This is a genomic window from Ruicaihuangia caeni (assembly GCF_029952955.1).
GTDB lineage: Bacteria > Actinomycetota > Actinomycetes > Actinomycetales > Microbacteriaceae > Ruicaihuangia > Ruicaihuangia caeni.
Map to the genome: position 1 here is coordinate 271,736 of NZ_JASATX010000002.1, position 16,838 is coordinate 288,573.

The window sequence follows — 16,838 nt, forward strand, 5'->3', positions numbered from 1 at the left end:
GCGATGCTTGTCGCCGGGCACCAGCAGACGTACCCTCCGAGGCGAGTCTCGGCATCCGCCGTGACCGGTTCGAAGGAGCACCTGGTGACGAGCACGCTCGATTCCGGCGCAACGTCCGACGCCTTGGAGGGCACCGCCTTCACCCACGAGGGCGATGCGCTGGTCGCGCATTTCGACACCAAGGACTTCGCCGGTGCGATGCGACTGCTGAACGCGGTCGCGGATTCCGCCGAATCCCTCAACCATCACCCCGACGTCGAGCTGGGCTACGGCCGTCTCGACCTGCGGCTCACCTCGCACGAGGCCGGCGGCGTGACCGACCTCGATCTCGAACTGGCCCGGCACGTCCAGGCCGCTGCCCGCGAACTCGGATACGCCTGAACAGCCGTGCGGGCGTCATCGCCCTGGCACGCTCCGGCGCCGAAAAGCGGTGCGCCGGCGAGACAGTCCTCGCCGGCGCAACGCCTCACCGCATGTGGTGATCAAGCCGTGGTCAGAACGACCTTCGTCATCTCCTTGGCGTCGAACGCGCGGTATGCCTCCTGCGCCTCGTCGAGCGGCATGGAGTGCGTGAGCACCGGCGAGGGGTCGATCGATCCGGCCTGGATGCCGGCGAGCAAGCGCTCTCGGTCGCGCGACGGGTCGCCGACCGAGAACACGAGCGTCAACTCCTTCTCGAACATGGTGCCGTTGTTCAGGGGGAAGTCGGGCTCGAAGTGGGCGCCGATGACCGACACCACTCCCTGAGGCCGCGCGAGATCGAACGCGCCCTTCATGGCCGGGACGCTGCCCGACGCCTCGATGACGACATCCGCGCCGAGCCCAGCGGTCGCCCGCTCGACGGCGGCTGGCGCGTCATCCGGTGACACGGCGGTCGCGCCCAGCTGCTCGGCGAGTTCGCGTCGCTCAGCGACACCATCGACGGCGATCACCGTGCGTGCGGTGCCCGCAGAGCTGATGATCGACATGAGCCCCACCGGTCCGCAGCCCAGCACGACCACGACGTCGCCGAAGCCGACGCCCGCACGCCGCACACCGGCGAACCCGGTCGGCAGGATGTCGGCGATGAACACCGCCTGCTCGTTCGTGACCCCTTCGGGAACCTCGAAGAGCGAACGGTTGGCGAACGGCACACGCACGAGTTCAGCCTGCCCGCCGTCCAGGCGAGGGTAGACGCCGGAGTATCCGAACAGTGACCGGTTCTCGCACTGGGTCGGGCGGCCCGCCCGGCAGTGTCGGCACGTGCCGTCGGAGGTCATGCTCGTGTTCACCACGCGCATACCCGGCTTCACCGCGGTCACCCGATCGCCGACCGCCACGATCTCACCGACGAACTCGTGGCCGGGGATGGTGCCGAACTCGAATCCTGGCGTGTAGCCGTGGTACGGGAGCAGATCGGCGCCGCAGATCGCGCTGTGGGTGACGCGGACGATGGCGTCGTCATCCGATTGCAGTTGCGCGTCGGGTGCATCCTCGACCCGGATCTGCTCTTTGCCGACGAGGCGGACGACCTTCATGCCAGGGTCTCCAATTCGATGAGGTTTCCTTCAGGATCGGTCAAGAAGAAGCGTGCGCCGCCCCACGGCGGGCGGAACACCTCCGAGCGAACCTCCACGCCGGCCGAGCGGAGCTGCTCGTACGCGGCGTCGCAGTCATCGACCTCGAGCACGAGGCAGTGATTCGGGGTCGGCCCCTGAGGCAGCACCGTCATGGTGAAGCCGGGGAGATCGTTCGCCGGGTGGCCCTGCTCGGCGAGCGAGAGGCGGGTGGCACCGTTGACGAGCGTCGTGTATGCGGGGCTCTCGTACTGCGCCTCGACCGTGAAGCCGAGGTGGGTGGTGTAGAAATCAGTCAGCGCGGCGACATCGTCTACCGCGAGAATGACGCCGGCGCGGTTCGCTGAGATTGGCGGCATGGGTCTGTGCTCCCTGTTCCTCGTCGTTGAGGCAGGCGTGAACGCCCGCTCACTAAAGTATGTCGGAATCGTACATGGCGCGAAAGCTGGATCAGATGGTGCGAATATGAGCCAAGTTATTGCCCGCAGGAGTCCTTGCCGATCGGGCGTGCGGCAGAGCGCGGCCTTCCGCGCGTTTGCGGTCGCCGTTGCCGTGGCAGGGCTGCTCTCGGCGTGCTCAGCACCCTCGGCGCCGGCTCGCGCGATCGACGACCTCGGCGCCGATGACCAGCGGATGCTGTCGCAGATCGCCCCGATTGCCGCGCGCGACGCGGCGGCCGAGCATACGCGCTTCGTGGACTGCTGGGTGCCGTCCGATCACGCCATCGACGGAGAGCCCAGCCACTTCAAAGTGCTCTGCAGGGTCGCGTTCGACGAGGCAGGAGAGCAGCGTCAGCGCGACATGATCTGCATCGGCGCCTTCGATGATGACCCGCCGCTCGATTACTGCTATGACTGGGCGTACTACACCGATATGCCGTCGTTCGACGATTCGGATGCCGTCAGGCTCGACCTCTCCCACAAGGGTTGACACTCCGCTCCGGTTTCTCATAGAGTGCGATCAATCTCAGATCATCTAAGAAGATTGTTCTAGAGCTGCGCTGGGCCGCCAGCGCGAGCGCCACACCCGCCACGTGCCGCATCGATACTCAAGGAGGAGTAGTCAATGACCGATCCCAAGGTGTACCTGCTTGATGGAGGGAGCCTGGTCATCGACCGCTCCCAGGTCTTCTGGCACCACGACATCGGGACGCCGGTTCGCTTCCCCGTCTACAGCGTGCTCGTCGAGCACAAAGACGGTCTGCTCATGTACGACACCGGTTACGACCTCGAGCACACCCAGCGGGTCCTTCCCTTCGAACTGCCGGAGCAGACTCCCGAGCAGAGCATCCCGGCGCAGCTCGAGCTGTGCGGCTACAAGCCTGAAGACGTCGACATCGTCATCAACTCGCACTTCCACTTCGATCACGTCGGCGGCAATAAGTACCTCAAGAACGCGCGCGTGCTCGTGCACAAGGAGGAACTGCGCCACGCCCGTGTCCCCGAGCCCTTCGAGCGTCTGGGCTACTCCGACCTCTCCTTCGACTACGAAGGCGTGAAGTACGAGATGATCTCGGGCGACCACGAGATCCTTCCGGGGATCTGGATCTATGAGACGCCCGGGCACACAGCGGGGCACTACTCGCTCTTCGTCGAGATGCAGAACGAGAAGTCGATGCTGTTCTGCGGCGACGCCGCATACACCTACGAGAGCATCGAGCGCGAGGTCATCGGTGGCTTCCACCTCGACCCGGTCGACTCGGTGGATTCGCTGCGCCGCCTCCGGTACCTGGCCCGCGCGAAGAACGCCGACCTCTACCCGTCGCACGAAATGGAGCCGTTCCTCACTTGGAAGAAGGCCCCCGAGTACTACGGCGGCAACTAGTCCGCCGCATTCAGCACGCCGCGGCATCCGTCGCGGCGATCGAACCATACGAAGGAGTGTGAGCAATGGGAAACGCTGAGCAGGCTGCACAGCGCGTCGCCATCGTGACGGGAGCTGCCCAGGGGATCGGCGCGGCTATCGCCCGCCGGATCGCGAAGGACGGTGTCACCGTCGTCGTCGCCGACATCAACATCGACAAGGCCAACGAGGTTGCAGCATCCATCGGGGGCTACGCCCACAAGGTCGACGTGAGCAACGAGCAGTCCGTCAAGGAACTCGTGGATGCGGTGATGGAGAAGTACGGCCGTGTCGACATCCTCGTGAACGACGCAGCCCTCGTGCCGCAGGTCGCCTGGGAGGACATCACCTTCGACGAGTGGCGTCGCGTGATGGCGGTCAACATGGACGGCCTGTTCCTCATGACCAAGGCCGTGTCGAACCAGATGCAGGAGGCCGGGTACGGCCGCATCGTGAACATCGCCTCGAACACGTTCGTCGCAGGCACGCCGAACTGCGCCCACTATGTCGCCACCAAGGGTGCGTCGATCGGCTTCACGCGCGCACTCGCGGGCGAGCTCGGAAAGTACGGAATCACGATCAACGCCATCGCCCCCGGCTTGACCGCCAGCGAAGGCGTCATGGCAGGCCCCCACGCTTCGGGCTTCGATTATGTGGTCCCGATGCAGGCGTTCAACCGCAAGGGCCAGCCCGACGACATCGCGCCCGCGGTGGCCTTCCTCGTCTCCGAGGAGGCCGGCTGGGTCACGGGCCAGACGCTCGTGGTCGACGGCGGTCACACTCGCAACTGACCCACAAGCGTGCGTCGCGCGGGTGATTCGCCCGGAACCGCCCGCGCGACGCGCAATCATCCGCCCGTCACGACACTCACGTGATGCTGTGACGGGCATTCTCTTGCCAATTCACTTCAATTATTAGAAGCTAATACGAGAGTCTCGCTATGCGAGATTTAGGACAAAAGATTCCGGAGGACCAGATGAGCGAATCGAATGGTCGCCACGCAGAGGTGGCCGGCGGCGGTTTCGCCGGCCTCACCGTGGCCACCGCGCTCGCACAACGTGGGTGGAGCGTCACGCTCCACGAGAAGGGCGACGAACTGCGTGCGTTCGGCGCGGGCATCGTGCTGTGGCACAACAGCCTTGAGGTGCTCAAGGCCATCGGTGCATACGAGCCGCTCCTGCCGAAGTCGATGGTGCCGCCGTTCTACGAGACGCGCATGCACAATGTGACGCAGTCGAAGGAGGACTTCTGGGGTCTCGAGTGGCGCACGATGACGCGCCAGGACCTGCATGAGACCCTCGTCGATGCCGCTCGCAACAGCGGTGTCGACATCCGCGTCGCCTCGGAGGTCGTCTCGGCCGATCCGGCCGGCTCGGTGACCCTCGCCTCTGGCGAAGTGCGCAAGGCCGATCTGGTCATCGGCGCTGACGGCGTGGCATCGAAGGTGCGCGACTCGAACCACTTCGAACTCGAGCGCACGAAATCCCGCGACGGCATCACCCGCCTCATCGTCCCCCGCCGCAAGGAAGACCTCGGCCCCGGCGAGTGGGACAACGTCATCGACTTCTGGAACCTCGAGCCGCGCGTGCTCCGCGTGCTCTACGTGCCGTGCAACGACGACGAGTTGTACCTGGCGCTCATGGCACCGATCGAAGACAAGGAAGGGTCGGCCGTGCCGATCAACTACGACGTCTGGGTCGAGAGCCACCCCTACCTCGCCCCGGTGCTCGAGGAGGCCGCGAAAATCCACGGCCGTTACGACGGGTACCAGACCACCGTGCTGAAGCAGTGGACGAAGGGTCGCATCGCGCTCATCGGCGACGCCGGCCACGCCATGTGCCCGGCGCTGGCGCAGGGTGCCGGCACAGCGATGTCGAACGCGTACACCGTCGCAGTCGCAGCGACCGAGGCGGCCAATGCCGACCTGCCCCAGGCGCTCGTCGACTGGGAGGCCCGCGAACGCCAGATCACCGATGAGTGCCAGGAGCGCTCGGCGTGGTTCGCCGAGACCCGCAGCATGGCCAAGGGAAACCAGTTCACACCGCAGATGCTGGAGACAGCGCGGTACGACCCCACGACGAGGGAGATGATCAGTGTCGGTTGAGTCGCTGCCGGGCTATGAGGTCCGCACCTGGTACTCGGCGGTCGAGGAGATAGTTCGAGAGGCGGGGAACGAGCTCGAACAGCCCCTCGTCAAGGCCGCCGTCGGCGTCGCCATCCGCAACCCCTTCGCCGGGAAGCCGTTCCAGCAGGATTTGAGCTCGCTCACCGATCCGAGTCGCGAACTCGGCATCCAGCTCGGCAAGCGCGCCGCGGCGCTGCTCGGCGGGCGTCCCGTCGAGGGCTACGGCAAGGGCGGAGTCGCGGGGATCAACGGCGAGCAGGAGCACGTTGTGGCCTGCGTCACCACGGTGTTCGGCAACGGATTCCGGGATGCCGTCGGCGGCGGTCGCGCCTGGATCTCCTCGGTGACCAAGGTCGCCGCCCCGGGCGTCTCCATCGACATCCCGCTCGCGTTCAAGGACGAGGTCTACGTACGCGACTACTACGACGGCATCACGCTGCACATCCCCGACGGCCCGCGCCCGGATGAGCTCCTCATCTGCGTCGCAGTGGCGAGCGGCCCACGCCCGCACGCGCGGGTCGGCGGCATGACGAAGCAAGAGGCGCTCGCTCAGTTCTCCTGAGCACCGCCTTCACCAGCATCCTGATTGAAAGGAATCCACGACCTATGAAGAAGCCTGGACCTCTGAACGCTCCGCCCGAGATCATGTCGGTGCTCGACGATCTGTCGCGCTCGCACCGCATCCTCGAGATGGAGGGGCACGGTGACATGTCCATGGGGCACTTGTCGTACCGCGACCCGGAAGGCCGCGGACTGTGGCTCAAGCGCGGCAACCTGGCGCTGAGCGAGGTGCAGCCCGACGACTACATCCTGATCGACTTCGACGGGAACGTGCTGCAGGGCGAGGGGCTGCGCCACCTCGAGTGGCCGCTGCACGCCGAGATCATGAAGGCGCGCGATGACGTCAACTTCGTCGGCCACTCGCACGCTCACTTCGCGACGGTCTACGGAGCAGGCAAGGGCACACTCGGCCCGGTGAACAACCACGGCGTGTGGTTCGCGAACGGCGGGGTTCCCCGCTTCGACGAGACCAGCCACATCATCACCACGGTCGAACTCGGCAAGGCGGTCGCCCGCACGCTCGGTGACGCCGAAGCCGTGCTGCTCGCCAACCACGGCATCGCATTCGTCGGCTCCGACGTGAAGTCGCTCACGCTGTGCGGCATCTTCCTCGAGTGGTCGGCCAAGTTCCAGATCGATCTCGAGGCCAGCGGCAACGACTTCGAGTTCCCGGATGCCGACGAGACGGTCGAGAAGAACCGGCGCATTTACCCCGAAGCCGCCCGCAACAACTACTGGTGGTACTTCAACCGCAAGCTCGACCGCCTCGAGGGGCGCGAGCCCCAGCCGATGTAGTTCGAGAAACCCACCCTGATCATTCGAAGGAGAATGCCATGTCGATCCCAGCAGTAGTCACGGTCGTAGGTTCGGGCACGATGGGCCCGGGCATCGCGGCCGTCTTCGCTCGCGCCGGTGCGCAGGTGCGCGTCTACGACGTCGTCGCCGAAGCCCTGACCCGTGCCGAGCAGGCCGTCGCGATGTGCGAGGGCGTGCTCGACAACCTCGGCAGCAACAAGGTGGATGGCGGCAGCGTGTCGTACACGACCGACATCGCCGAGGCCCTGCGCGGCACCGAGTTCGTGCTCGAGGCCGTTCCCGAGCGCGAGGACCTCAAGAAGAGCGTGCTCGCCCAGATCGAGGCCGAGGTGAGCGACGAGACGATCATCGCGTCGAACACGTCCGGCATCCCGATCACCAAACTCGGCGAGGCGCTCAACGCGCCTGCGCGCTTCATCGGCATGCACTGGTCGAACCCGCCGCACCTGATCCCCATGATCGAGGTCGTGCCGGGCGAGCAGACCTCGGACGCCGTGCGCGACCGTCTCATCGAGATCGTCAACGCGTTCGGCTACGAGGCGGTGCTCGAGCGCGAGGTGCCCGGCTTCGTCGAGAACCGGGTCCTGTACGCGATCATGCGCGAGTGCCTCGCGCTCGTCGACGAAGGCGTCATCTCTGAGCGCGACCTCGACACCGCGGTGCGCTGGGGGATCGGGTACAAGCTCGCGGTCGTCGGACCGATGCGCCTGCTCGACATGGCGGGGCTCGATATCTACACGAGCGTCGCGGGCTACCTCAACCGCGACCTGTCGAACACCGACGGGGTGCCCGCCTTCATCAGCGACCGCGTTGCGTCCGGCAAGCTGGGCTTCAAGTCGGGCGGCGGCATCTTCGAGTACGGCGAGGGCGATGTAGCTGCGCTGCGCGGCGAGATCGTGCGCCAGCTCACTGCTGTTCGTAAGGCCATGCCGGCCCCTCTGAGCGACAACCCGGTCTGATCCGTCGATGGCTGTCGAATCGCAAGACATGCAGCAAGGCGTGCAGGCAGGCGGGTTCGAGGATCGCCGGGTCAACACCGGTGACATCGAGCTGCAGGTGCGCGTGCGTGGAACAGGCGACACCACGGTGTTCCTGTTCCACGGCGTCACCGCCAACCTTGATGTGTGGCGCCCGATCGCCGAGGATCTCGCAGCGCAATTCACCGTGGTGGCGGTCGATCAGCGCGGGCACGGGCGAAGCGACAAGCCTGCCAGTGGATACACGCATACCGACTACAGCAACGATGTCATCGCTCTGGTCGAGCAATTGGGCGGCAATGGCGGCAAGGACGTCGTAGTCGGCCACTCGCTCGGGTCGCGCAACGCGACGGTCGCGACCGCCCGGCGCCCAGATCTCATCGACGGCTTCGTCGGCATCGACTTCACGCCGTTCATCGAGACAGAGGTCTTCGATTCTCTCGAGGCCAGGGTCAACGGTGGAGACCAGCACTTCGCTGATCGCGATGCGGTCATCGAGTACTTGCAGAACCGGTACCAGAAGATCCCGCGCGAGGCGATCGTGCGCCGCGCTGACTATGGCTACGTGCGCGACGGTGATGGACTCCGCCCGCTCGCCTCGCCCGAAGCCATGGCGCAGACTGTCACGGGGCTCCGAGCAGACCTCGCACCATTCACCGAAGACGTCGCCCGGCCCGCGCTGTACATCCGCGGCGCGGAGAGCACGCTGGTCACCCAGGCCGCGTTCGAAGCCACCAGGCGCCTGCGTCCCGACCTCGGCTACCAGCTGGTCGACGACGCTGACCACTATGTTCCAGAGGAGCAACCGCGAGCGATCGCGGACAGCATCCGTTCGTTCATCGCCGGGCTCTGACCGGCCGAAAGGAAGGCACGACATGCCACTCAACATCAAGGACCTCAAGGTCACCAGCCCCGACATCGGAACGCTCGAGAAGATCGACGACCGGTTCGCAGCCGAGACGGGCAACCAGGTGCCGCGGGTGCAGATCTCGGGTGCGCCGGCCGAGGCCGTGGAGCTCGCGCTGATCCTGCACGACCCCGACGCGCCGCTGGCGAACGGGTTCACGCACTGGACGGTATACGGCATCGACCCGTCCACCACCGAACTCGGCGGTGACGCTGCCGTGGGGCGCACCGGACCGAACGGCATCGGCGAGAAGGCGTACACCGGACCGCAGCCGCCGCACGGTCACGGCACCCACCACTACTACTTCTGGGTGTACGCGCTCGACACGAAGGTGGAAGGCGAGCCGACTCGCGAGGAGTTCCTGGCCAAGTACGCGGACAATATCATCGAGCAGAACCGCACGGTCGGCACGTACGAGCGCTGATCAGCCCGATTGGCGAGGGCGGCCGATAGCGGTCCGGCAAAGGAGAGAGTTGGCGATGCAGTCGACGTCGACGCAGGGCAACACGACGCAGGGCAACACGACGCAGGGCGCGGGCGCTGCGGCGCAGAACAAGACGAAGGGCGTCGACAGCGCACGCCGCGTGCTGCAGATCCTGCTGCAATTCGGCGAGTCGAAGCCCGAAGTCACGATCGAAGAGGTCGCCGCGCAGCACAACATCTCGATCCCCAGCGCATACCGCTATATCGCGCTGTTGCGCGAGCTGTATCTCGTCGAGGAGCGCAACCGTGGCACCTACGTGCTGTCGCCGCAGGTGCTGCGGCTGACAGCCGCTGCGGAGGCCAGCATCGACGTGGCAGCGGCCGCCCAGCCCGTGGTCGACCGACTCGTCGCGCAGACGGGTGAGACCGCGCTGGCCATGCGCCGCATCGGCGACAGTGCGGTCTGCGTGGTCTCGTCGCAGCCCGACCTGACGCTCGGCATCTCGTTTCGGCCCGGCCACCTCATGCCTCTGCATCGAGGCGCCGGGCCGAAGGTGCTGCTCGCGTCGATGCCGCGATCGCGACGCGAGTCGTATCTGAGCCGGGTCATGCACGAGTCCAGCCCCGCGCGGATCGACGGGTTCCGCGATGAACTGCGAGCCATTGCGAAGGCCGGCCTCGCGATCTCCGACTCCGAGGTGGACGACGGTATCTGGGCTGTGGCCGCGGCCGTGAACGTCGAGAACACCGTCGTGGCGACGATCAGCATCGCCGGCCCGTCGTTCCGCATCGGCGAGGCGCGGCGCGAAGAGCTCGTCGCGACGGTGCAGGCCGCTGCTCGTGAGGTAGAGGCCGCCATTCGACGCGAAGAGGCGTGATCGCGCAACGACCCGACCAGCCAGCGATCCGCTCGGCCACCTTGGTCACGGTCCGGAAACGAACTCCGGGCCGCTGAGAAACCTGCCCTGGACCGGCAGTACGCTGCCGCGTGAGGCGCACTTCGAACGAGGTGCACACGCGGCTTTCCGTCGTGCTCGCGCATTGGCAGAGGAGCCTTCGCGCCCCGCGAAAAGGGGCACGAAAACCGGCATTCAAACTTGTTGACACCCCCGGCGCTGCTCTTATATGTTGACACTCTAACTGCAGGCTTTGAGAAAAAGTCCGCAGTTGCGGCGCGACGAGGGAGTCGCGACGTCCTTGACACGAAGGGATACTTCCGCGTTATGTCACGTTCCACAGTTCTTCCCAGGAGGCTCGCCAAGGTCGGTCTCGCCGCGGTGCTGGGAGCAGCTCTTCTCGCTACGGCGGGCTGCACTGCTCGAGGCGGTGACACCGGTGATACCGGTGACAACGGCAAGGCCGAAGGCACGAAGGTCGAGCAATTCGCCATCGTCACGCCCGAGAAGGAATCCGACCACGGTTGGAACCAGCAGGGCATCTGGGCTGCTCAGCAGGTGGCCGACGAACTCGGCATCAAGCTCGATGACAACTCGAACGTCGGTTACGACAACACCGAGACGATCCTGAGCCAGGTGGCCGAGAAGGGCAACGACTTCATCATCGCCCACGCCAGCGGGTTCAACACCGCCGGTGCCCGCGTCGGACAGAGCACCGGTGTTCCCGTGCTCGTGGTCGACTACGACCAGAACGTTCCCGGCAAGGTCGCGACCGTCATGACCGAAGCGCAGGAGGGCGCATACCTCGCCGGCGTCGCGGCTGCGATGAGCACCACGACCAAGACCGTCGGCGTCGTGGTCTCGGCGGAGGACCTCAACTGGTTCACCATGTCGGGTGGCTTCGCGCAGGGCGTCTACAGCGTCGACCCGTCCATCAGCGTCGTGCTCGCCTACATCGGCCCCGCTGAGTACGGCGACTCGGCCGGTGGACGCAACGTGGCCGCTCAGGTGATCGCGGCCGGCGCCGACGTCATCTTCGGCATGGGCGACGGCGCGACCGTCGGCTACCTGCAGGCGATCGAGACCGCCAACACCGGCTACCCGGTGCGCTACATCGCCACCATCGGCGACGTGACCGAGGCCGTGACCGACCCGAGCATCGTGCTCACCTCGGTGCTCTGGAACTTCGCCGACGCGTACAAGCAGGCGATCGCCGACATCGAGGCCGGCACCTTCGGTGAGAAGTCGTACTCGCTCACGGTCGAGAACGGCGGTCTCACGCTGCAGGAGAGCGACCAGCTCACCGACGAGATCCTCGCCGCGGTCGAAGAGGCCAAGAAGGGCATCATCGACGGCTCGGTCAAGGTCGAGAAGACCACGACGAAGGACGCGGTCCAGGCCGTCATCGACGCCCACTGATCCATCGAGCGCGGCCGGCCCGCGCCGATCGACACCGATTGATCGGCGCGAAGCCGCTCGCGCGCAGCAACACTCGACACCGGGTCGTCCCGGGGCGGGCGCTCAGACGCCTTCCCCGGGACGCCGCCCGACATCAGGAGACGACGTCGTTTCCGAACAGGGACGCGGCTCCAGAGAGAGAAGCAAGTCATGAATCGTGCAGACCTTCACGCTCCGGTGGAAGGCGCGCAGAACGAGGTCCTCGTCAGGCTCGAGGGCATCGGCAAGGTGTTCCCAGGGGTCGTCGCGAACGACGACATCAGCCTGGAGGTGCGCCGCGGGCAGGTGCACTGCCTGCTCGGCGAGAACGGCGCGGGCAAGTCGACGCTCATCAGCATCCTGGCCGGCATGCAGCAACCCGACAGCGGCCACATCGAGATCAACGGCGCGCGCGTCGCGATCAGCTCTCCGCGCGTCGCCATGGACCACGGCATCGGGGTCGTCTATCAGCACACGACCCTCATCCCCACCCTCACGGTGCTCGAGAATCTGATGCTCGGCGACACCGGCAGACTCCCGCTGGATCGCAAGGGCGCGATGAAGCGGCTCAAGGAGGTCAGCGCCAAGCTCGGCGCCGACATCAACCCCAATGCTCTCGCCGGCGACCTCGGTCTCGGGCAGCAGCAGCAGGTCGAGATCGCCAAGGCGATGTGGCAAGGATCGAAGGTGCTCATCCTCGACGAGCCCACCTCGATGCTGACACCGCAGGCGATCGCCGAGCTCGAAGAGAGCGTCAACCGCCTCAAGGCCGAGGGGCTCGCCGTGATCTTCATCACGCACAAGCTGCGCGAGGCATACGCGATCGGCGACTGCGTGACTGTGCTTCGTGGCGGCCGCATGGCCGCGTACATCAGTCCTGAAGAGCTGAGCCAGTACGACGAAGAGGCCGCGAAGAAGCGCATCCTCGAGGCGATGTTCGGCGACGACATCGACAACGTCAGCGCCGACCAGGCGGAGGAGCTCGCCGGTGCGACGCGCGCCGGGCAGGACCATGACGCGGATGCCGCGGCATCCCGCCCTGTCGTCCTCGAACTCCGCGGAGTCTCGAGCCACGCCGGCCGCATGGAGATCGGCATCGAAGACGTCTCAATCGCCGTGCACGCGGGCGAAGTGCTCGGCATCGCAGGCATCGACGGCCACGGCCAGAGCGCGCTCGCCGAGACCATCGCAGGTCAGCGCTCGGCGCAGAAGGGCGCCGTGCTCTTCGAGGGCCGCGAGGTGACCAAGCTCGGCGTTCGCGCCCGCCAGCGGCTGGGACTGCGGTACGTCACCGACGACCGGCTGCACGAGGGCATCGTGGGCGACCTCTCGGTCGCGGTGAATCTCGTGCTCAAGCGCATCGGCCAAGCACCCTTCTGGAAGCGGGGGCAGATCAACCGCTCGGCGGTTCAGGCCGAAGCGGCCGAGCGGATCGCGGAGTACGAGATCCGCACGCCGGGAGCGGACACGCGCGCCGGTACGCTCTCCGGCGGAAACATCCAGAAGATCCTGCTCGCGCGCGAGCTGTCGCACGACCCGAAGGTCGTCGTGTTCCACAAGCCGACGTACGGTCTCGACCTCAAGACCGTGCACCGTGTTCGCGAGGCCGTGCGCCGCTTCGCAGCGGAAGGCGGGGCCGCGCTCCTCATCTCGACCGACCTCGACGAGCTCGTGGAGCTCTCCGACCGCATCGCCGTCATCTCGAAGGGCCGCATCGTCGGAGAGGTCGCGAACGACTCGTCGGGAACGAGCGAGCGAGTCGGCGAGCTCATGACCGGTTCGACCCGCGAGCCCTCGCTCGCCTGAGTCCGCGACCCAAGGACCATCCATGACCACGAATATGCAACTCGCACCCTCCACCGGTGCGCCGCAACCCGCTCCCTCCACGGATGCGGTCCCGCAGCCCAAGCAACGAGGCCGAGGCCGCGCCGCAGTCGACGTGCTCGTGCGCACCATCACCCCGGTGGTGCTCGCGCTGCTCGCCGGTGCACTGGTGCTGCTCATGCTGGGCAAGGACCCGCTGCAGTTCTACGGCGACATCGTCTACTACGGCCTCGCCGGCAACGGTTGGCAGAACAGCATGATCGCGATGGCGCCGCTGCTGCTCATCGCACTGGGCCTCATCATCGCCTTCCGCGGCAAGCTGTGGAACCTCGGCTACAACGGCCAGTACCTGCTCGGCGCGGCCATCGTCGCGGGCTTCGGTCCCGACATCCTGGTCTCGTTCCCGCTGGCGATCGGCATCCCGCTGCTCGCCATCATGGCCATCGTCGTGGGCGCCGCGTGGACGATCATCCCCGCGCTGCTCAAAGCGAAGTACGGCACGAACGAGATCATCACTACGCTGATGATGTCGTTCATTGGCGTCTCGGTCACCAACATCCTGGTGAAGGGGCCGTTCCAAGACGCGAGTGTGGCGGTGCCGCAGACGCGTGAACTGCCGTTCGACGGCATGCTGCCGTACATCCCGGGCACGAAGGTGCACATCGGGTTCATCATCGCGATCCTGATGGTGCTCGCCTTCCACTTCATCCTCAAGCGCACCTCGTTCGGCCTGCGGCTCGACGTGTTCGGCGCGAGCACGAAGTCGGCGAAGCACGTGGGCATCGACGCGCGCAGGATGACGATCGTCATCTTCGTGCTCAGCGGCGCGATGATCGCGCTCGCCGCGGCCATCGACATCATGGGCCTGTGGGGCTACCTGCGCACCAACTGGAACCCTGCGTACGGCGACAAGATCCTGCCGTTCGTGTTCCTCGCCCGGCTCAACCCGCTCGCATCGATCCCGCTCGTCGCGTTCTACGCGGTGCTGGCCACCGGTGGAACGATCGCCGCGCAGGCGAGCAACTTGTCAGTCGACTTCCTCTTGGTGATCGTCGCGCTGATCCTGATGTTCATGACGATCATCGAGTACATCGGCATGAAGCGCGATCTCGGCCAGAGCTACCTGCCACAGGGGCTCCGCCAGTCGCTTCGTCTGGGCTCGGTTGGAAGGAAGAAGCAATGACCGAGGCGATCCTCGTCGCATTCCTCATCGGCACGATCGCCGCCGGCATGCCGCTCATGCTCGCGGCGCTGGGCGAGACGATCGGCGAGCAGTCTGGCGTGCTGAACCTCGGTATCGAGGGAATCATGCTCATCGGAGGCTACTTCGGCTTCGTCGCAGTGCTCATGACGCAGTCGTTCTGGCTCGGTCTCCTTGTGGGTACGCTCGCCGGCGTGGCGAGCTCGCTCATCATGCTCGTGCTGAGCGTGTGGCTGGGGCTGAACCAGATCGTGGTCGGTATCGCGATCACGCTCGCGGGATCCGGCATCACGAGCGTGCTGCACACCCAGAACTACGGCTCGACCAACCCGCGACTCGGTCTCGACACGCCCTGGAAGATCCCGTTCCTCAGCGACATCCCCGTCGTGGGCCCGAGCATCTTCTCGCAACCGGGCATGTTCACCGTGGCGCTGCTCATCGCGGCGGCGGTCGCCTGGTGGCTGCACAAGACGAACCCCGGACTCCGGCTCCGAGCGGCCGGACAGAAACCCGCCTCCCTGGATGCCGCCGGCGGAAGCGTGCTGCGAACCCGCTCGCTCGCGGTGCTGGCAGGCGGAGCCTTCTCCGGTCTCGGTGGCGCGTATCTCGCGCTGCTCTCGACCGGGGCGTTCACGCCCTTCATGACGCACGGACTGGGGTACATCGCGATCGTCGTCACGATGCTCGCCCGCGGTCGCATCTCCTGGGTGGTCGTGGCCTCGCTCGTCTACGGGGCCTCGGTCGCAGTGGGCACAGCCATCCAGCTGACGAACATCAACCTGCCGAACGACGTCATCAAGATGCTGCCGTTCATCATCGTGATGATCACGCTCATCGTGTTCGCCCGCAGCGCGTACATCCCGCCGGCGCTGGCGGTTCCGTACACTCGAGGCGCTCGCTGAGCCACCCCGGCATCGAAGCACCGATTTAAGGAGTCACTGTGTCGACAGCACCACTCGATTTCACCCTCTCAGCCGGCCCCACGATGGCGACGCCGCGAACGCTTGCGGCGCTCGGGTCGCCGATCGTGTACCACTACGACCCCGAATTCATCGCCACCTTCCACCGTGCGGAGGAGAAAGCCGCGAAGGTCTTCAAGACGACCAACGACATCGTGCTCATGCAGGGCGAGGCGATCGTCGGTCTCGAAGCCGCAGCGCGCGCGATGACCCGTCCCGGGATGAAAGTCCTGAACCTGGCGCAGGGCGTCTTCGGCAAGGGCATGGGCTACTGGCTCACGAGCTTCGGCGCCGAACTGCATGAGATCGAGGTGCCCTACAACGAGGCCGTCTCGCCCCAAGCGGTGGAGGAATACCTTCAGCAGAACCCGGGTATCGAACTCGTGACCGCGGTGCACTCCGAGACGCCATCGGGTACCGTCACCGACTGCTCGAAGATCGGCCCGATCGCTGCCAAGTACGGCGCAATGACCCTGATCGATGCGGTGTCGTCGATCGGCGGGCTCGAGTTCGAGACCGATGAGTGGCAGATCGACGTGGTCGTCACCGGTGCTCAGAAATGCCTCGGAGGCCCTCCAGGGATCGCACTGCTCGCGATCAGCGATCGGGCTTGGGAGCGCATTCTCGACAACCCGAACTCCCCGCGTGACTCGTACGTCTCCCTGGTCGACTGGAAGCTCAAGTGGAAGCAGAACGAGGCCTTCCCGTACACGCCCTCGGTCTCTGATGTGCACGGCGTCGAGTCGGTGCTCGACCAGGTGCTCGAAGAAGGGCTCGAGCAGGCGATCGCCCGCCATGCCGCCGCTGCGCGTGCCACGCGGGCGGGGGTGCGCGCGATGGGGCTGGAGCTGTGGGCGGCATCCGACGAGATCGCGGCCGACTGCGTCACGTCGGTGAGGCTGCCCGACTCTGTCGACCATGTCGAGGCGCGCACGCACATCCGCAACAACTACGGCGTCATGCTCTCGAGCGGCCAAGGTGCCGGCAACCTGCTGCGTCTGGCGCACATGGGCCCCTCGGCGCGGGGCATGTACCCGATCGTCGGCCTTGCGGCGATGGGGCAGGGGCTGCGGGATCTCGGCATGCAGGTCGACATCGGGGCAGGCATCGACGCGGCCCTCACTGAGATCGCCGCGACCCGGCAGGCCGCGGCGGTCTGAGGCTCCCGGGTGCCGGCTGACTCCGCGGCGCCCTGATGACTGCTCGTGCGTGCGCCATGCGCGACTGACGCGCGCACGAGCGCACCCCGCTGCTCGGCTCGTCGAGGCGGCTCGGGCTCGGCTTGTCGAGGCTGCTCCACTCGTCGAGCCCGCT

Annotated in this window: 18 protein-coding genes; 16 read left to right on the forward strand and 2 right to left on the reverse strand. The window is 66.2% G+C overall.

Annotation, left to right across the window (positions count from 1 at the left end; all coding sequences use genetic code 11):
• Positions 1–84: 84 nt before the first annotated feature.
• Positions 85–381 carry a 4a-hydroxytetrahydrobiopterin dehydratase gene (locus tag QF206_RS06405; RefSeq protein WP_281488380.1) on the forward strand — a complete coding sequence of 99 codons (297 nt, stop codon included), beginning with the start codon at positions 85–87 and terminating at the stop codon, positions 379–381.
• Positions 382–482: 101 nt separating this feature from the next.
• Here the strand turns inward: QF206_RS06405 and QF206_RS06410 are convergent, their stop codons facing one another.
• Together QF206_RS06410 and QF206_RS06415 are read right to left on the reverse strand one after the other, a co-directional pair.
• The gene (locus tag QF206_RS06410; RefSeq protein ID WP_281488381.1) at positions 483–1,517 is read right to left on the reverse strand and encodes an alcohol dehydrogenase catalytic domain-containing protein; all 1,035 of its coding nucleotides are present in this window, start codon (positions 1,515–1,517) and stop codon (positions 483–485) included.
• Positions 1,514–1,915 (reverse strand): VOC family protein, encoded by a 402-nt coding sequence (locus QF206_RS06415; protein WP_281488382.1) that lies wholly within the window; start codon positions 1,913–1,915, stop codon positions 1,514–1,516. Before QF206_RS06415 ends, QF206_RS06410 begins: the two co-directional genes overlap by 4 nt.
• A 37-nt stretch (positions 1,916–1,952) precedes the next feature.
• Between QF206_RS06415 and QF206_RS06420 the strand changes: the two genes are divergently transcribed.
• From QF206_RS06420 to QF206_RS06490, 15 genes are all read left to right on the forward strand, one after another.
• Positions 1,953–2,486, forward strand: coding sequence for a hypothetical protein (locus QF206_RS06420; protein ID WP_281488383.1), 534 nt, complete (start codon positions 1,953–1,955; stop codon positions 2,484–2,486).
• Between the two features lie 135 nt (positions 2,487–2,621).
• Entirely contained in the window at positions 2,622–3,380 is a 759-nt protein-coding gene (gene pldA / locus QF206_RS06425) for a 4-pyridoxolactonase (protein WP_281488384.1), read from the forward strand.
• 65 nt (positions 3,381–3,445) lie between these two features.
• Positions 3,446–4,189, forward strand: coding sequence for a pyridoxal 4-dehydrogenase, SDR-type (gene pldH, locus QF206_RS06430; RefSeq protein WP_281488385.1), 744 nt, complete (start codon positions 3,446–3,448; stop codon positions 4,187–4,189).
• Between the two features lie 185 nt (positions 4,190–4,374).
• On the forward strand, positions 4,375–5,502 hold the full coding sequence (locus tag QF206_RS06435) for an FAD-dependent oxidoreductase (protein ID WP_281488386.1): 1,128 nt from the start codon (positions 4,375–4,377) through the stop codon (positions 5,500–5,502).
• Positions 5,492–6,085 carry an amino acid synthesis family protein gene (locus tag QF206_RS06440; RefSeq protein WP_281488387.1) on the forward strand — a complete coding sequence of 198 codons (594 nt, stop codon included), beginning with the start codon at positions 5,492–5,494 and terminating at the stop codon, positions 6,083–6,085. The genes QF206_RS06435 and QF206_RS06440 overlap by 11 nt, the downstream gene beginning before the upstream one ends.
• Positions 6,086–6,129: 44 nt before the next feature.
• The gene (locus QF206_RS06445; protein WP_281488388.1) at positions 6,130–6,879 is read left to right on the forward strand and encodes a class II aldolase/adducin family protein; all 750 of its coding nucleotides are present in this window, start codon (positions 6,130–6,132) and stop codon (positions 6,877–6,879) included.
• A gap of 38 nt (positions 6,880–6,917) precedes the next feature.
• A complete protein-coding gene (locus QF206_RS06450) occupies positions 6,918–7,859 on the forward strand; it encodes a 3-hydroxyacyl-CoA dehydrogenase NAD-binding domain-containing protein (protein ID WP_281488389.1) in 942 nt (313 codons plus the stop codon).
• Positions 7,860–7,866: 7 nt separating this feature from the next.
• Positions 7,867–8,730 carry an alpha/beta fold hydrolase gene (locus QF206_RS06455; protein ID WP_281488390.1) on the forward strand — a complete coding sequence of 288 codons (864 nt, stop codon included), beginning with the start codon at positions 7,867–7,869 and terminating at the stop codon, positions 8,728–8,730.
• A 22-nt stretch (positions 8,731–8,752) separates the two neighbouring features.
• On the forward strand, positions 8,753–9,208 hold the full coding sequence (locus QF206_RS06460) for a YbhB/YbcL family Raf kinase inhibitor-like protein (RefSeq protein ID WP_281488391.1): 456 nt from the start codon (positions 8,753–8,755) through the stop codon (positions 9,206–9,208).
• A gap of 55 nt (positions 9,209–9,263) precedes the next feature.
• Positions 9,264–10,085, forward strand: a complete 822-nt coding sequence (locus QF206_RS06465) for an IclR family transcriptional regulator (protein WP_281488392.1) — start codon at positions 9,264–9,266, stop codon at positions 10,083–10,085.
• Between the two features lie 345 nt (positions 10,086–10,430).
• A complete protein-coding gene (locus QF206_RS06470; protein ID WP_281488393.1) occupies positions 10,431–11,522 on the forward strand; it encodes a putative B6 ABC transporter substrate-binding protein in 1,092 nt (363 codons plus the stop codon).
• Between the two features lie 189 nt (positions 11,523–11,711).
• Positions 11,712–13,346 (forward strand): putative B6 ABC transporter ATP-binding protein, encoded by a 1,635-nt coding sequence (locus QF206_RS06475; protein WP_281488394.1) that lies wholly within the window; start codon positions 11,712–11,714, stop codon positions 13,344–13,346.
• Positions 13,347–13,368: 22 nt separating this feature from the next.
• Positions 13,369–14,547, forward strand: a complete 1,179-nt coding sequence (locus QF206_RS06480) for a putative B6 ABC transporter permease subunit 2 (protein ID WP_281488395.1) — start codon at positions 13,369–13,371, stop codon at positions 14,545–14,547.
• On the forward strand, positions 14,544–15,467 hold the full coding sequence (locus QF206_RS06485; protein WP_281488396.1) for an ABC transporter permease: 924 nt from the start codon (positions 14,544–14,546) through the stop codon (positions 15,465–15,467). Before QF206_RS06480 ends, QF206_RS06485 begins: the two co-directional genes overlap by 4 nt.
• Before the next feature lie 38 nt (positions 15,468–15,505).
• Positions 15,506–16,684 (forward strand): pyridoxal-phosphate-dependent aminotransferase family protein, encoded by a 1,179-nt coding sequence (locus QF206_RS06490; RefSeq protein WP_281488397.1) that lies wholly within the window; start codon positions 15,506–15,508, stop codon positions 16,682–16,684.
• The last annotated feature ends 154 nt before the right edge of the window (positions 16,685–16,838 follow it).

Bases quoted from the DNA above. Each gene is read 5' to 3' on its own strand.
- QF206_RS06410 (WP_281488381.1), bottom strand. From the start codon at position 1,517: ATGAAGGTCGTCCGCCTCGTCGGCAAAGAGCAGATCCGGGTCGAGGAT.
- QF206_RS06415 (WP_281488382.1), bottom strand. From the start codon at position 1,915: ATGCCGCCAATCTCAGCGAACCGCGCCGGCGTCATTCTCGCGGTAGAC.
- pldA (WP_281488384.1), top strand. From the start codon at position 2,622: ATGACCGATCCCAAGGTGTACCTGCTTGATGGAGGGAGCCTGGTCATC.
- pldH (WP_281488385.1), top strand. From the start codon at position 3,446: ATGGGAAACGCTGAGCAGGCTGCACAGCGCGTCGCCATCGTGACGGGA.
- QF206_RS06435 (WP_281488386.1), top strand. From the start codon at position 4,375: ATGAGCGAATCGAATGGTCGCCACGCAGAGGTGGCCGGCGGCGGTTTC.
- QF206_RS06445 (WP_281488388.1), top strand. From the start codon at position 6,130: ATGAAGAAGCCTGGACCTCTGAACGCTCCGCCCGAGATCATGTCGGTG.
- QF206_RS06450 (WP_281488389.1), top strand. From the start codon at position 6,918: ATGTCGATCCCAGCAGTAGTCACGGTCGTAGGTTCGGGCACGATGGGC.
- QF206_RS06455 (WP_281488390.1), top strand. From the start codon at position 7,867: ATGGCTGTCGAATCGCAAGACATGCAGCAAGGCGTGCAGGCAGGCGGG.
- QF206_RS06460 (WP_281488391.1), top strand. From the start codon at position 8,753: ATGCCACTCAACATCAAGGACCTCAAGGTCACCAGCCCCGACATCGGA.
- QF206_RS06465 (WP_281488392.1), top strand. From the start codon at position 9,264: ATGCAGTCGACGTCGACGCAGGGCAACACGACGCAGGGCAACACGACG.
- QF206_RS06470 (WP_281488393.1), top strand. From the start codon at position 10,431: ATGTCACGTTCCACAGTTCTTCCCAGGAGGCTCGCCAAGGTCGGTCTC.
- QF206_RS06475 (WP_281488394.1), top strand. From the start codon at position 11,712: ATGAATCGTGCAGACCTTCACGCTCCGGTGGAAGGCGCGCAGAACGAG.
- QF206_RS06480 (WP_281488395.1), top strand. From the start codon at position 13,369: ATGACCACGAATATGCAACTCGCACCCTCCACCGGTGCGCCGCAACCC.
- QF206_RS06485 (WP_281488396.1), top strand. From the start codon at position 14,544: ATGACCGAGGCGATCCTCGTCGCATTCCTCATCGGCACGATCGCCGCC.